Below are 13,526 nucleotides of genomic sequence, written 5' to 3'. Positions count from 1 at the left end.
GGCATAAAAAAACCGGCCGTCGAGGCCGGTTTTTTTATGGGCGGGATAAAACCGATGCCGTTCGCTCAAGCACGACGCTGAGTCTGTGGCCAGGGAGCAAGCTCCCTCGCCACAAGTGTTGGATCAGTCGTTGTAGTCTTCCCAGCCGCCCATCTGCTTCCAGCGATTGACGATGCCGCAGAACAGCTCAGCCGTCTTCTCGGTGTCGTAGCGAGCCGAGTGAGCCTCGCGACCGTCGAAGTCGATGTCGGCGGCCTGACAGGCTTTCGCCAACACGGTTTGACCGTAGGCCAGACCGGCGAGGGTTGCCGTGTCGAAGCTGGAGAATGGATGGAACGGGTTGCGCTTCATGTCCAGGCGCGCAACCGCTGCGTTCAGGAAGCCCAGGTCGAAACTGCTGTTGTGCCCGACCAGGATCGCCCGCTTGCAGCCGTTGGCTTTCAACGCCTTGCGGATACCACGGAAGATATCGGTCAGCGCCGCTTCTTCACTTACTGCCATGCGCAGCGGGTGATCGAGTTTGATCCCGGTGAACTCCAGGGCGGCCGCTTCGACGTTGGCGCCTTCAAACGGCTCGACGCGGAAGAAGTAGGTGTGATCAGGGTATACAAAGCCCTTCTCATCCATGGCGATGGTGGTGGCGGCTATTTCCAGCAAAGCGTCAGTGGCAGAGTTGAAACCACCGGTTTCAACGTCGACAACGACTGGCAGGTATCCACGGAATCGAGCTGCCATCGGGTGGCGTGGACCACTTCCGCCGCCTTGACCGTCCTGTTCGTCATCGAAATGGTCTTCACTCACGCGTGTTCCTCCAGCAGGCGCCAGCGCAGTTTTTCACCGGCGCGCAGCGGGATAACGGTCAGCTCGCCAAATGGCAGGCTGGTTGGGGCGGTCCACTCGTCGCGGACCAGGGTAATGCGATCGGTGTTCACCGGCAGGCCATAGAAGCGCGGGCCGTTAAGGCTGGCGAAGGCTTCGAGCTTGTCCAGCGCATTGCGCTGTTCGAACGCTTCGGCGTACATCTCGATCGCCGCATAAGCGGTGTAGCAACCGGCACAACCGCAAGCGGCTTCCTTGGCGTGCTGGGCATGCGGTGCCGAGTCGGTGCCGAGGAAGAACTTGTCGCTGCCGCTGGTGGCGGCGTCGAGCAGCGCTTCCTGGTGGGTGTTGCGCTTGAGAATCGGCAAGCAGTAGAAGTGCGGCCGAATTCCGCCGACCAGCATGTGGTTGCGGTTGTACAAGAGGTGATGCGCGGTGATGGTCGCGCCAACATTGGCCGAAGCCTCGTTGACGAACTGCACGGCGTCCGCGGTGGTGATGTGTTCGAACACCACTTTGAGCGTCGGGAAACGCTCGACCACACGACGCATGTGCTCATCGATGAAGATTTTTTCGCGGTCGAACACGTCGACATCGCCACGGGTGACTTCACCGTGAATCAACAAAGGCATCCCGACTTCGGCCATGGCCTCGAGCGCAGGGAAAATCTTGTCGATACTGGTGACGCCAGAATCCGAGTTGGTGGTCGCGCCGGCCGGGTACAACTTGGCGGCGAACACGAAACCGCTGGCCTTGGCTTCACGAATTTCTTCGGGCTGGGTGCGGTCGGTCAGGTAAAGCACCATCAACGGTTCGAAACGGCTGCCGGCCGGACGTGCAGCGAGAATCCGCTGGCGATAGCCGTCGGCTTCAGCGGCGTTGCGCACCGGAGGTACCAGGTTGGGCATAATGATGGCGCGACCAAAGGTGCGCGCGACATCCGCAACGGTATTGGTCAACACGGCACCATCGCGAAGATGAATGTGCCAGTCGTCGGGACGCAGCAGGGTCAGGCGGTCGGACATGAGGGGATTCCAGGCGGGTCAAACTCAGGGGAATGCTACCGGAAAAGACTCTCTCAGGCACTCGCTATCAAGTTTTGCGGGAAGCTTCCGATATCCAACAGGTACGCCGTAAACATGTGTGTGTCGGTCTTTTTGTTGTAGAAGCCAGTGGAGCCTCCCGTGCGCCAGCGTTATTTAGCCTTGCTCAGTGTGTTTGCCAGCCTTCCCGCGATGGCGCTCACTTTCCAGACCCGTCTGGAGAGCATCGAGTGGACGGTCGAAGGGGACAAGTTCGAGTGCCGCCTGATTCAACCGATCACCGATTTCGGTTCGGGTGAGTTCGTGCGTCGCGCCGGCGAGCAGGCGACGTTTCGTCTGAAAGCTTATAACTCGATGGTCGGCGGCGGCTCGGCGACCTTATTGGCGGCTGCTGCACCCTGGCAGCCGGGGCGTGGCGACATCAATCTCGGTTCCGTGCGGATTGGCAGCGGCAATGTGCTGTTCAACAGTTCGCAGGTTCAGGCCGGGCGCTTGATCAGTGGCTTGATGGATGGGCGCAGCCCGGTCGTCCGGCATTCTTCGGGCGATGGCCGGGTCTCGGAAGTGCGGCTGTTGCCGGTCAAGTTCAGCAAGGCGTTCAACGATTATCAGGGCTGCGTGGCGAAACTGCTGCCGAAGAATTTCGAGCAGATCAAGCAAACGCAGATCGGCTTTCCCGGCGATGGCCTGGACCTCGACGCGCAGGCCAAGGCTCAGCTGCAGGTGATGCTGGAGTTCATGAAGGCCGATCCCACGGTCAATCACATCGAGCTTGACGGCCACTCCGACAACAGCGGCAACCGCCTGACCAATCGAGACCTGTCGCGGCGTCGGGCCCTGGCGGTCATGGAGTTCTTCAAGGCCAACGGTGTGCAGGAATCGCAGATTACCGTGCGCTTTCATGGTGAGCGTTATCCATTGGTACCCAACACCAATGCGGCCAATCGGGCGAAGAATCGTCGAGTCAATGTGCACCTCGCGCGAGTCGCCCCCATCGAGCCGCCGGCGCCTCAATCAACAGCATCGGCGAGCGCGGCGAAGACTTCCTGACCCGTCGGTCATCGTCGCGCGGTCGACATAATCTGTCGCTTCGTCGTCATAAGCTGTCGCGCCACTGTAAATTATTCCGTATGAGCGGTAGACTTCCCGGCTTTCCGTAGAACCCCGTGGAGTGATGGCATGGCGGACGTAAACAAGGTCGTTCTGGCGTATTCCGGCGGCCTGGACACTTCGGTGATCCTCAAGTGGCTGCAGGATACTTATAACTGTGAAGTCGTGACCTTCACCGCTGACCTGGGTCAGGGCGAAGAGGTCGAACCTGCACGTGCCAAGGCTCAGGCCATGGGCGTGAAAGAGATCTACATCGACGATCTGCGCGAAGAATTCGTGCGCGATTTCGTTTTCCCGATGTTCCGCGCCAACACCGTTTACGAAGGCGAGTACCTGCTGGGTACTTCCATCGCTCGTCCGTTGATCGCCAAGCGCCTGATCGAAATCGCCAACGAAACCGGCGCTGACGCCATTTCCCACGGCGCCACCGGCAAAGGCAACGACCAGGTTCGTTTCGAACTGGGCGCCTACGCCTTGAAGCCAGGTGTAAAAGTGATTGCACCGTGGCGCGAATGGGACCTGCTGTCCCGTGAAAAGCTGATGGATTACGCTGAAAAGCACAACATCCCGATCGAGCGTCACGGCAAGAAAAAATCCCCGTACTCGATGGATGCCAACCTGTTGCACATCTCCTATGAAGGCGGCGTGCTGGAAGACACCTGGACCGAGCACGAAGAAGACATGTGGAAATGGACCGTCTCCCCGGAGAAGGCTCCAGATAAAGCGCAATACCTGGAACTGACCTATCGCAACGGCGACATCGTTGCACTGGACGGCGTCGAAATGACTCCGGCTACGGTGCTGGCGACCCTGAACCGTATCGGTGGCGAACACGGCATCGGCCGCCTCGACATCGTCGAGAACCGTTACGTGGGCATGAAGTCCCGTGGCTGCTACGAAACCCCAGGCGGCACCATCATGCTGCGCGCCCACCGTGCGATCGAATCGATCACCCTGGACCGCGAAGTGGCTCACCTCAAAGACGAGTTGATGCCTAAATACGCCAGCCTGATCTACACCGGTTACTGGTGGAGTCCTGAGCGTCTGATGCTGCAACAGATGATCGATGCTTCCCAGGCACACGTGAACGGCGTTGTGCGCCTGAAGCTGTACAAGGGCAATGTGATCGTCACGGGGCGCAAGTCCGACGAATCGTTGTTCGACGCCAACATTGCGACATTTGAAGAAGATGGCGGCGCTTACAATCAGGCGGATGCGGCTGGCTTCATCAAGCTAAACGCCCTGCGCATGCGCATTGCGGCGAACAAAGGCCGGAAGCTTTTCTGAAGTTTCTGACGCCTTGATGGAATTTGTGGCCTTGTTTTCGACAAGGCCACAAATGTGGGAATAGGGTTTTTTTCTGACATTGCGATTCATCTTTCTTCTTGTTTTCGCAAGCGGCATTTTTGCCTGCTTCTCTCCTTTCGATCGTAAACGCTACTGACCGCTGTGGGTCAGTCTGGCGAGTTGATCAATGACCGTCACATGGCGTGAGCTCACGTTGTAAGCAATGCAAAACGGTGCACCGTTGCGTTTCTTTACGTGTCTGAAAAATTTGAGCGCGTTTTCTTTCAGCAGATTCTCTGACTCGGCACTGGTGAGAAACACGACCACTTGCGCCGAATCGCCCTTGGGCAATCGAATCCTTTCCAGAAGCTCGCGGAATTCGAATTTTCTGTTCATCCATCTTGCATCAATGATGTGCAGGTCCTTCAATTTCTCCGGCAATTCGATGTGATGCTGGACCGATAGACTTTCTCGCCCTCTGTTCTCGCCTGGCGTGCCTTGAGCAATATCCGGACGCTCGGCATTGTCCATGACTTTTATGAAGTGTTTTCCTTTCTCAAAATCGGACGGCGCATAGAGCGATCGATAATTGAAGTTAAGTGTGGCGAAGAACAGTAGAAGCAAATAAAACGGAAAGCTGATCAAAAACCAGATGTAGAGTTCTCTTTCCTTGTTATCGAGGAAAGGCAGGGAGACGGCTGCCGACGTTTCAGACAGTGTTGCGAATATGGCGATGACTGTCATGGGGGTGGTGATTCTTTGTTTGGGTTTTGTCATGTTTCGTACTCATATAGGTTTGTCTTTTCTCTATTGGTTAATGGCTGATAGTTGTTTTGCAGTTTTTATATTAGCTGTGAATTTATTGTTGGCCTATGTCTGTTTTATTTCGGTTAAGTTGTTGTGGACTGTAAGATTTTGTATATGTTGTTTTCAATGTGTCTCGCGAACCCTGAAATGCAGGTGTCCGTTAAGGGTAGCTCAACTGTAGGCGCAGGTCGGACCACCGATATCGATTTATTATTTTGGTTTTGATTTTTCAAATTGATACAAAAAATTTGTTGAAGAGTGTAATGTCATAAAGCAAATAAAGTTTCCGACGTGCAGCTCTCGAAGGTTTCTTGTAAGAATATTCCTCATTGTTTGTAGGGAATGTCTCTCGGTGTGGGTGACCGGGAGGGGCGGCGTGCCATGGGTGAAACGACTAGGCTATTGTGCGGGCTCTAAAAATTCGAACAGCGAAAATTGGACTTGCCCATGAATAAAGTGCTGATCGTGGATGATCACCCCGTCATTCGTCTTGCGGTACGTATGCTGATGGAACGTCATGGCTACGAGGTCATTGCAGAAACAGATAATGGCGTGGATGCATTACAACTGGCTCGTGAACATATGCCGGATATTGTCATCCTGGATATAGGAATACCGAAGCTGGATGGACTGGAAGTCATTGCGCGCCTTGTCTCGGCAGCAATGCCAATGAAAGTACTGATATTGACTTCCCAGGCACCTGGACATTTTTCGATGCGTTGCATGCAGTCTGGCGCTGCCGGATATGTTTGCAAACAACAGGATCTCACTGAGTTGCTCAGTGCAATAAAAGCAGTATTGTCTGGCTACAGTTATTTTCCCAATCAAGCTTTGCATACAGTGCGTGCCAGTCTGGGGAACGCCAGTGAAGCCGATATGGTGGATCGTTTGTCGGGGCGGGAAATGATGGTTTTGCAACAGTTGGCCCGAGGCAAGACCAATAAGGAAATTGCCGATGGAATGTTCCTCAGCAATAAAACCGTCAGCACTTACAAGACTCGCCTGTTGTTAAAGCTCAATGCGCGGTCCTTGGTGGACTTGATCGAACTGGCTCAACGCAATGGGCTGGTGTGACTGCACCAGCGCTTCACGGGACTGGGTGAATGGGTGTTTTCGAGGTTTCGCACTTAAAAAAAGCCTCCGTTTCGGGAGGCTTTCAGGTGTTATAGGTCAAAATCGTAATCGGCCAACTGTTTTTGCAGTCGGCGCTCCTCCAGCAGGTTGTCGATCGTGCGGCGTTTGCTCAGGTTGGTCTTTGCCACTTCAACCACCGGTTCCGCGTCATCGGCCTCAATGGGTGTGAAGTCCTCTTCTACGTCCAATTGCTCTTTGCCAGTGCTCATAAGGTTAACTCCAGGCTAAGACTGCCTTTGGCGCCCCTTATAGCGACAATCTCTGCGTGGGTAAAAAAGATTTTTTCAATCGATAAATCAAAAAACCTAATAGCGCCTCAATCGTCCGAAGTCTTGTGCTTGTATTCGCATAGGTCTTCGATCCGGCAACTGCCGCAACGGGGCTTGCGGGCCAGGCAGACGTAACGTCCGTGAAGAATCAGCCAGTGATGGGAATCGAGCAGGTATTCCTTGGGCACAAACTTCATCAGTTTTTTCTCGACCTCGACCACGTTTTTACCCGGCGCAATGCCGGTACGGTTACTGACCCGAAAAATGTGGGTATCCACAGCCATGGTCAGTTGGCGAAAGGCAGTGTTGAGCACCACGTTGGCGGTTTTGCGGCCGACGCCGGGTAGCGCTTCCAGCTCTTCGCGGGTCTGCGGTACTTCGCCTCCATGGCGTTCCACCAGCAAGCGACAGGTCTCGATCACGTTTTTTGCCTTGCTGTTGAACAGGCCGATGGTCTTGATGTATTCCGACAATCCCTCGACACCCAGTGCATAAATCGCCTGCGGCGTGTTGGCCACCGGGTAGAGCTTGGCGGTGGCCTTGTTAACGCCGACATCGGTCGATTGCGCTGAGAGAATCACGGAGATCAGCAATTCGAAGGGCGAGGAGTAAGCCAGTTCGGTCTTCGGTTCCGGGTTGTCTTCATGCAGCCTGCGGAAAATTTCCAGACGTTTTGCAGCATTCATGGGCAGTGCATTTCCTCGAAAGCGGTCAGTGTGAGGGATTCGGGCGGGACCAGGCCTGCCATGCAGCGATCACCAGACCCAGCAAAATGAATCCGCCGGGGACCAGAGTGACCAGGTGCAGGCCTCCATAGCCGATGAGTTCGCGCAGCAGGCCCAAGCCCACCATCAGCGCACCGAACAGGCCACACAGGCGAAGGCGGTCACGTAATGCGCTCTGGAAGAAGCCTATGTGATCAAGAACGACACATTGCAAGGCGATCAGTCCGGCATAGATTCCCACCTGCTGATGCCATTTGAGTGATAAGACTTGTGCGGCGATCTCCGCGCAACTGGTCAGCGTGGCGGCCAGCAAAATGCCGGCAAACAAACGGGCAGACGGAACAAGTCGTGGTCCCAGGGCCGCCATGCCGACGCCGTAGGCACTGATCACCACAATGAACATCAACCACAGGCCCAGCGCGGTCATCCATGTGCCGGTGGCGCCGATCAGCGGTGCGAGCATCAGCGAGTTTTGCAGCGTCGATGACTTATTCATGGGGGGCTGTTCCCGATCAACTGTTTCTGATGTTCATCGAAGTAGCGCAAGGCATCGTGGATGGCGTTGATCACGGCTCTTGAAGTGATGGTCGCCCCTGCGATCTGATCGAACTGGCCCTGATCTTTTTTCAACGCCCAGCCATTGTCAGCCGGTTCGCTTCGCGATTTGCCGGCAAAGTCATTGAGCCAGGCATTTGGCCAGTCGGCAATGCGCGCGCCCAGCCCCGGAGTCTCGGATTGCCTGAGGGTTTTGACCCCCACCAACTTGCCGTTTGCGCCTATGGCGATCAACAAGTCGATGCTGCCCGCATAACCCAATGCCTGACTGCGCAACAAAACGATACTGGGTTGGCCGGCCTTGGTCGCGAGGTAGCCGCCTAGCAATGTGCTATTGGTCAATCCCGTATCGTCGAGGCGCAACGGTTGTTCCAGCGGTTGATTGTCGTAGCTGTCAGCGGGCAGCAGGTCCAGCAGGTTGCGGCTGTCGATCAGGCGCTGTTCGTTCGCAATGCGTGGCGCGCTACTGTGCTGCACAAGGTAAGTTGCGCCAATCCCCACGCCTGCCAGCACCACCAGAATCACCACGCTCGACACTCGGCTCATGGCGCAACTCGCTCCTGTCTCGACGTGACAAACCGGTCCAGCGCCGGCACGCAGAGGTTCATCAGCAGCACCGCAAACGCCACGCCGTCCGGATAACCGCCCCAGGTTCGAATCAGGTAGGTCAGCAGCCCCACACCCGCGCCGAACAGCAGTCGCCCGCCAGGGCTTTTGGCGCCCGACACCGGCTCCGTGACGATAAAGAACGCCCCCAGCATGCTTGCGCCGGTGAGCAGATGAAACAGTGGCGAGCCATGGGAATCGGATCCCGAGCCGTTCCAGCACAGCAGGCTGATGACGAACAGGCTGACAAGCATGCCCACCGGCGCATGCCAACTGAACACCCGTCGTTGCAGCAAAAACATGCCGCCCGCCAGAAAGGCGAGGTTGACCCATTCCACACCGCGCGCACCGACGTGGCCGAAGGCCGGATTGCCCGCGAAGAGTTCGTCCATGGTCAGGCTTTTGTTGATTCGCAGACTGTCCAGCGCCGTCGCCTGGACCCAGGCATCCGGCGTCTGGCTCAGGCTGAAACCGAACACTTGTTGCAAACCACCGAGCAGGTCCATGCCGTGGGAGGACGGCCAATGGGTCATCTGCTGGGGAAACGTCACCAGCACCAGGGCAAAACCGAGCATCGCCGGGTTGAACGGATTTTTCCCGACTCCGCCATACAGCTGTTTGCCAAACAGCGCGAACGCCGCGGCACAGACCGTCAGCCACCACGGGCAATACGGTGGCAAGGCCAGGGCCAGCAACGTCGCACTGACCAACGCACTGCCGTCGCTCAAGGTGGGTTTGAGCTCCCGCTTGCGCAACTGCAACACCACCGCTTCAACGGCCAACGCAGTAACGCCGGCCAGCATCAGGTTGATCAATACCCCCCAGCCATACAGCCAGAACAACACCAGCATGCCAGGCAGGGTGGCCAGCAACACCAACTTCATGGCTTGCTGCAGGCGCTCGTCGACCGATTCAAGGGGCGACATAGGCATCCACCTGACGCTCGGCTTCCTGGAGACGGGCGCGCGCCTTGTTCATCAGCTCGGCAGGTGTGTCGTTGCGTCGTTCGAGTTTGCTGACGTCAGCGCGAGCGTAGGCCAATTCCGTTTTCAACTGACGAAGCTGGTTGTCGATGGGGCGTTTTTCAACACGCGCCAGGTCAGGTAAAGGTTGTTCGCTCGCAGCCTCCGCGGTGTGGAGGGCTGTTTCGGCGTCGCCGAGTGCGTGTTCCAAGGCTTTGATCTGCTCGGCCGGCGCCTCGCTGGCCTGGGCTTTCTTGAGTTCGGCGCGGCGCATGGCCAGCTGGATTTTCGCCCGTTTCAGCTCGGCGTCCTTCACTGGCGCCGTGGGCACAGCGGCTGGCGGTGCACTGCTTTCCAACTGCGCCAGCGCTTGTTCGGACGCCTCAAACTGCTGTTGCAGGACAATCAGTTGCGATTGCTGTTCGAAGGTCGGCGGATGGCCGAACGCCTTGAGCGATTTGTTCAGTTGGGCACGGCTCATTGCCAGATCGATCTTGGCTTTTTTCAACGCAGCGTCGGCATTCGCCGCTTTTTGCGCACGAACCCTTTCCAGCGCGGCCTGAACCGGGTTGAGCGTTGTCACTTCAGTGTGTTGCGCCGCGCGGTGTGCCCGAGCCTGGCGCTCGGCGAGTTTCTGTTCTTCTTCGCGATGCAAACGTGCATTGCGCTGTTCAAAACGGCGTCGTGCGTGATTGCGTTTGGCGGTGCGCGCCTGTTGTTCTTCAGGGCTGAACGCCAGGCCACCGACAATCGGCAACACCGTGGCCAGCGGCAACGGATGCATCTCGATGCAATCCACCGGGCAAGGCGCCACGCAGAGGTCGCAACCGGTGCATTCGTCGATGATCACCGTGTGCATCAACTTCGCGGCGCCGACGATGGCATCTACCGGACAGGCCTGAATGCATTTGGTGCAGCCAATGCATTCGGCCTCTCGAATGTAGGCGATTTGCGCCGGTGCCGGACCGCGACTGACGTCCAGTTCCAGCACCGGTACTTTCAGCAACTCGGCCAGCGCCGAGATGGTTTCGCTGCCCCCCGGCGGACACTTGTTGATCGGCTCGCCACTGGCAATGCCCTCGGCGTACGGCTTGCATCCGGGGTGGCCACACTTGCCGCACTGGGTCTGCGGCAAAAGCGCGTCGATGCGTTGAATCAGACTCATGTTTTGATCAGTCCGCTGAATCCGAGAAAAGCCACTGCAATCAATCCGGCGCCGATCAGGTCGATCGGCAGGCCGCGAAAGGGCAGGGGAACATCGTTATCGAGGGTGCGCTGGCGCAAGTCGCAGAACAGACTCAGCACCAGCCAGAAACCCAGCCCGGCGCCGAGGCTCAGGGCTGTAGCGTGGAAAAACCCCTCGTCGTCCCGCACGTTGATCAACGCCAGCCCCAGGACGCCGGCATTGCCGAGAAGCAATGGCCAGAGACCTTCGAACGAAAGCGTGGAAAACACCTTCGGCAGCAACGTCAGCAGTGGCGCGATCAGCAAAACGCTCAAGGGTAAAAACACGAACAGGCCCAGCGAACTCAACCCCAACGGCACCAGCAGTCCGTGGTAAAGGGCATGACCGAGCATGCCGACGATCAGCATCAGGCAGGTCGTCGCTATACCCAGCGCATGCACCTGGCGGCGCTCGGCGCTCAGTAGCGGATCGACGCCCAGCGGCCAGTGCAACACGAAGTTGTTGATCAGGGCGGCGCTGATAAGCGTAAGAACAATCTCGGTCATGATCGTCTGTATCCATACATTATTGCTGGTTGCTGGATAACTCTGCAGGAGCAGCCCGACTTCAGAGACATTATGGGCCAGACATGAAAATCCCACAGTCACGCCGGGCACGACTGTGGGATCGGTTTCGCGCAGAACCTTACTTGATGCGCTGACCCGGCTTGGCGCCGCTGTCGGGGCTGAGCAGGTAGATTTCTTCACCGCCAGGGCCGGCCGCCATCACCATGCCTTCGGAGATCCCGAATTTCATTTTCCGTGGCTTGAGGTTGGCGATCATCATGGTCAGGCGACCATCGAGCTTGGACGGGTCCGGGTAAGCGCTCTTGATTCCGGAGAACACGTTGCGTTGCTCGTCACCGATGTCCAGGGTCAGGCGCAGCAGTTTGTCGGCACCTTCTACATGTTCGGCCTTGACGATCAGCGCGACGCGCAGGTCGATCGCGGCAAAGGCGTCGAAATCGATCTCTGGCGACAGTGGATCCTTGGCCAGTTCGCCGTTGCCGGCAGGTGCCGCTTCGCCCGTGTCGGTCTGGCTCGCGGTCAGGTCTTCTTTCGAAGCGTCGGTCATGGCTTGCACTTTCACCGGGTCGATACGGGTCATCAACGGTTTGAACTCGTTCAGCTGATGGTTGCTGAGCAAGGTCGCGTGGTCGTTCCAGGTCAGCGGCGCGACGTTCAGGAACGCCTCGGCATCGGCGGCCAGCAATGGCAGCACCGGTTTGAGGAAGATCACCAGTTGGCGGAACAGGTTGATGCCCAGGGCGCAGATGGCCTGGACTTCGTCGTGCTTGCCTTCCTGTTTGTTCAGCGACCACGGTGCCTTGTCGGCGATCCACGCATTGGCGCGGTCGGCCAGGCCCATGATTTCGCGCATCGCACGGGCAAAGTCGCGAGCCTCGTAGGCTTCGGCGATGCTTGGCGCTGCGGCAAGAAACGCTTCGGTCAGTTCCGGTGCGGCGTTACCCGCTACCAGCACGCCGGCGTTGCCTTTGTGGATGAAACCGGCGCAGCGGCTGGCGATGTTGACGACTTTGCCGACCAGGTCGGAGTTGACCTTCTGCACGAAGTCTTCGAGGTTCAGGTCGAGGTCATCGACGCCACGACCCAGCTTGGCCGCGTAGTAATAACGCAGGTATTCCGGCGATAGGTGATCCAGGTAAGTCCGGGCCTTGATGAAGGTGCCACGGGACTTGGACATTTTCTGACCGTTGACGGTCAGGTAGCCGTGCACGTTGATGCCGGTCGGTTTGCGGAAACCGGCGCCTTCGAGCATCGCGGGCCAGAACAGGGCGTGGAAGTTGACGATGTCCTTGCCGATGAAGTGATACAGCTCGGCCGTGGAATCCTTGGCCCAGAACGCATCGAAATCCAGCTCCGGCTTACGGTTGCAGAGGTTCTTGAAACTGGCCATGTAGCCGATCGGCGCGTCCAGCCAGACGTAGAAGTATTTGCCTGGCTCGCCCGGAATTTCGAAACCGAAGTACGGCGCATCGCGGGAAATGTCCCACTGTTGCAGGCCGGCATCCAGCCATTCGGCGATCTTGTTCGCGACGGCGTCTTGCAGTGTGCCGCTGCGGGTCCAGGCTTGCAGCATTTCCTGGAAGTCCGGCAACTTGAAGAAGAAGTGCTGGGAATCCTTGAGCACCGGGGTAGCGCCGGAGATCGCCGACTTCGGATCCTTCAGGTCGGTCGGTGCGTAGGTCGCGCCGCATTTTTCGCAGTTGTCGCCGTACTGGTCTTCAGTGCCGCATTTCGGGCAGGTGCCCTTGATGAAGCGGTCGGCCAGGAACATTTTCTTTTCCGGGTCGAAGTATTGCGTGATCGAGCGCGTGGCGATGTGCCCGGCGTCACGCAGCTTCAGGTAGATCTGGCTCGACAGCTCACGGTTTTCTTCGGCGTGAGTGGAGTGGAAGTTGTCGAAGTCCACCAGGAACTCGGCAAAGTCGGCGCTGTGTTCAGCCTGGACGTTGGCGATCAGTTGTTCCGGGGTGATGCCTTCCTTTTCCGCACGCAGCATGATGGCCGAACCGTGGGCGTCGTCGGCGCAGACATAGATGCATTGATTGCCGCGGTGCTTCTGGAAGCGCACCCACATATCGGTCTGGATGTATTCCAGCATGTGGCCAAGATGGATCGAACCATTGGCATAGGGCAGGGCGCTGGTGACGAGGATCTTGCGTGGCTCGGACATGGGGCTCGGCTACTTGATGAAACGGAGGTCGGCCACTATAAAGCGCTGGCGCATATTTTTCACCCCGTCAGCCTGTTTCCGGTTGCATCGAATGCCCAAACCTGTGAACAGGCAGTAACAGCGTGAAAATGCTTGTGTGTGGCGAGGGAGCTTGCTCCCGCTGGGTGGCGAAGCCGCCCCAAACCCTGCAACCCGTTTTCGGCGGAAGGAGTGCGTCTGCCTGATTGCGACTGCTTCGCAGCCGAGCGGGAGCAAGCTCCCTCGCCACAAATGTATGTCCGGCGTAG

The 13,526-nt window shown here is 57.6% G+C and carries 14 protein-coding genes; 3 read left to right on the top strand and 11 right to left on the bottom strand.

The window, feature by feature from the left end; translation table 11 throughout:
* Positions 1 to 123: 123 nt before the first annotated feature.
* Both rnt and pyrC read right to left on the bottom strand, forming a co-directional pair.
* Positions 124 to 801: a ribonuclease T gene (gene rnt, locus B723_RS30555; protein ID WP_017340569.1), complete on the bottom strand. Its 678-nt coding sequence runs from the start codon at positions 799 to 801 to the stop codon at positions 124 to 126.
* Positions 798 to 1,844, bottom strand: coding sequence for a dihydroorotase (pyrC, locus tag B723_RS30550; RefSeq protein ID WP_017340568.1), 1,047 nt, complete (start codon positions 1,842 to 1,844; stop codon positions 798 to 800). Before pyrC ends, rnt begins: the two co-directional genes overlap by 4 nt.
* A 159-nt stretch (positions 1,845 to 2,003) precedes the next feature.
* Between pyrC and B723_RS30545 the strand changes: the two genes are divergently transcribed.
* The gene (locus tag B723_RS30545; RefSeq protein ID WP_017340567.1) at positions 2,004 to 2,912 is read left to right on the top strand and encodes a flagellar protein MotY; all 909 of its coding nucleotides are present in this window, start codon (positions 2,004 to 2,006) and stop codon (positions 2,910 to 2,912) included.
* 129 nt (positions 2,913 to 3,041) lie between these two features.
* Positions 3,042 to 4,259: an argininosuccinate synthase gene (locus tag B723_RS30540; RefSeq protein ID WP_007898502.1), complete on the top strand. Its 1,218-nt coding sequence runs from the start codon at positions 3,042 to 3,044 to the stop codon at positions 4,257 to 4,259.
* A gap of 150 nt (positions 4,260 to 4,409) precedes the next feature.
* On the opposite strand, the gene B723_RS30535 is transcribed toward B723_RS30540, so the two are convergent.
* The gene (locus B723_RS30535; RefSeq protein WP_017340566.1) at positions 4,410 to 5,036 is read right to left on the bottom strand and encodes a hypothetical protein; all 627 of its coding nucleotides are present in this window, start codon (positions 5,034 to 5,036) and stop codon (positions 4,410 to 4,412) included.
* 477 nt (positions 5,037 to 5,513) lie between these two features.
* Between B723_RS30535 and B723_RS30530 the strand changes: the two genes are divergently transcribed.
* Complete coding sequence (locus B723_RS30530; RefSeq protein WP_017340565.1) at positions 5,514 to 6,140, top strand: response regulator transcription factor; 627 nt, start codon at positions 5,514 to 5,516, stop codon at positions 6,138 to 6,140.
* 89 nt (positions 6,141 to 6,229) lie between these two features.
* On the opposite strand, the gene B723_RS30525 is transcribed toward B723_RS30530, so the two are convergent.
* The 8 genes from B723_RS30525 to metG all read right to left on the bottom strand — a co-directional run bounded on the left by B723_RS30525 (position 6,230) and on the right by metG (position 13,239).
* Positions 6,230 to 6,409: a PA3496 family putative envelope integrity protein gene (locus tag B723_RS30525; RefSeq protein WP_017340564.1), complete on the bottom strand. Its 180-nt coding sequence runs from the start codon at positions 6,407 to 6,409 to the stop codon at positions 6,230 to 6,232.
* Between the two features lie 107 nt (positions 6,410 to 6,516).
* Positions 6,517 to 7,155 (bottom strand): endonuclease III, encoded by a 639-nt coding sequence (gene nth, locus B723_RS30520; protein WP_008032146.1) that lies wholly within the window; start codon positions 7,153 to 7,155, stop codon positions 6,517 to 6,519.
* Positions 7,156 to 7,180: 25 nt separating this feature from the next.
* Positions 7,181 to 7,690, bottom strand: coding sequence for an Rnf-Nqr domain containing protein (locus tag B723_RS30515; RefSeq protein ID WP_017340563.1), 510 nt, complete (start codon positions 7,688 to 7,690; stop codon positions 7,181 to 7,183).
* Complete coding sequence (locus B723_RS30510) at positions 7,687 to 8,295, bottom strand: RnfABCDGE type electron transport complex subunit G (protein ID WP_017340562.1); 609 nt, start codon at positions 8,293 to 8,295, stop codon at positions 7,687 to 7,689. The genes B723_RS30515 and B723_RS30510 overlap by 4 nt, the downstream gene beginning before the upstream one ends.
* The gene (locus tag B723_RS30505; protein ID WP_017340561.1) at positions 8,292 to 9,281 is read right to left on the bottom strand and encodes an RnfABCDGE type electron transport complex subunit D; all 990 of its coding nucleotides are present in this window, start codon (positions 9,279 to 9,281) and stop codon (positions 8,292 to 8,294) included. Before B723_RS30505 ends, B723_RS30510 begins: the two co-directional genes overlap by 4 nt.
* Positions 9,268 to 10,482, bottom strand: a complete 1,215-nt coding sequence (gene rsxB, locus B723_RS30500; RefSeq protein WP_017340560.1) for an electron transport complex subunit RsxB — start codon at positions 10,480 to 10,482, stop codon at positions 9,268 to 9,270. Before rsxB ends, B723_RS30505 begins: the two co-directional genes overlap by 14 nt.
* Positions 10,479 to 11,048, bottom strand: a complete 570-nt coding sequence (locus tag B723_RS30495) for an Rnf-Nqr domain containing protein (RefSeq protein ID WP_017340559.1) — start codon at positions 11,046 to 11,048, stop codon at positions 10,479 to 10,481. The genes rsxB and B723_RS30495 overlap by 4 nt, the downstream gene beginning before the upstream one ends.
* Positions 11,049 to 11,187: 139 nt before the next feature.
* Positions 11,188 to 13,239 carry a methionine--tRNA ligase gene (gene metG / locus B723_RS30490; RefSeq protein WP_017340558.1) on the bottom strand — a complete coding sequence of 684 codons (2,052 nt, stop codon included), beginning with the start codon at positions 13,237 to 13,239 and terminating at the stop codon, positions 11,188 to 11,190.
* Positions 13,240 to 13,526: the final 287 nt, after the last annotated feature.

The organism is Pseudomonas fluorescens NCIMB 11764, assembly GCF_000293885.2.
GTDB lineage: Bacteria > Pseudomonadota > Gammaproteobacteria > Pseudomonadales > Pseudomonadaceae > Aquipseudomonas > Aquipseudomonas fluorescens_B.
Note: the sequence above shows the minus strand (reverse complement) of the source record. Positions and strands in the feature narration are given on the sequence as shown.

Excerpts from the sequence above, each read along its gene's own strand:
- B723_RS30525 (WP_017340564.1), bottom strand. The coding sequence starts at position 6,409 with ATGAGCACTGGCAAAGAGCAATTGGACGTAGAAGAGGACTTCACACCC.
- B723_RS30540 (WP_007898502.1), top strand. The coding sequence starts at position 3,042 with ATGGCGGACGTAAACAAGGTCGTTCTGGCGTATTCCGGCGGCCTGGAC.
- pyrC (WP_017340568.1), bottom strand. The coding sequence starts at position 1,844 with ATGTCCGACCGCCTGACCCTGCTGCGTCCCGACGACTGGCACATTCAT.
- B723_RS30515 (WP_017340563.1), bottom strand. The coding sequence starts at position 7,690 with ATGAATAAGTCATCGACGCTGCAAAACTCGCTGATGCTCGCACCGCTG.
- B723_RS30495 (WP_017340559.1), bottom strand. The coding sequence starts at position 11,048 with ATGACCGAGATTGTTCTTACGCTTATCAGCGCCGCCCTGATCAACAAC.
- B723_RS30535 (WP_017340566.1), bottom strand. The coding sequence starts at position 5,036 with ATGACAAAACCCAAACAAAGAATCACCACCCCCATGACAGTCATCGCC.
- B723_RS30505 (WP_017340561.1), bottom strand. The coding sequence starts at position 9,281 with ATGTCGCCCCTTGAATCGGTCGACGAGCGCCTGCAGCAAGCCATGAAG.
- B723_RS30510 (WP_017340562.1), bottom strand. The coding sequence starts at position 8,295 with ATGAGCCGAGTGTCGAGCGTGGTGATTCTGGTGGTGCTGGCAGGCGTG.
- rsxB (WP_017340560.1), bottom strand. The coding sequence starts at position 10,482 with ATGAGTCTGATTCAACGCATCGACGCGCTTTTGCCGCAGACCCAGTGC.
- nth (WP_008032146.1), bottom strand. The coding sequence starts at position 7,155 with ATGAATGCTGCAAAACGTCTGGAAATTTTCCGCAGGCTGCATGAAGAC.
- metG (WP_017340558.1), bottom strand. The coding sequence starts at position 13,239 with ATGTCCGAGCCACGCAAGATCCTCGTCACCAGCGCCCTGCCCTATGCC.
- B723_RS30530 (WP_017340565.1), top strand. The coding sequence starts at position 5,514 with ATGAATAAAGTGCTGATCGTGGATGATCACCCCGTCATTCGTCTTGCG.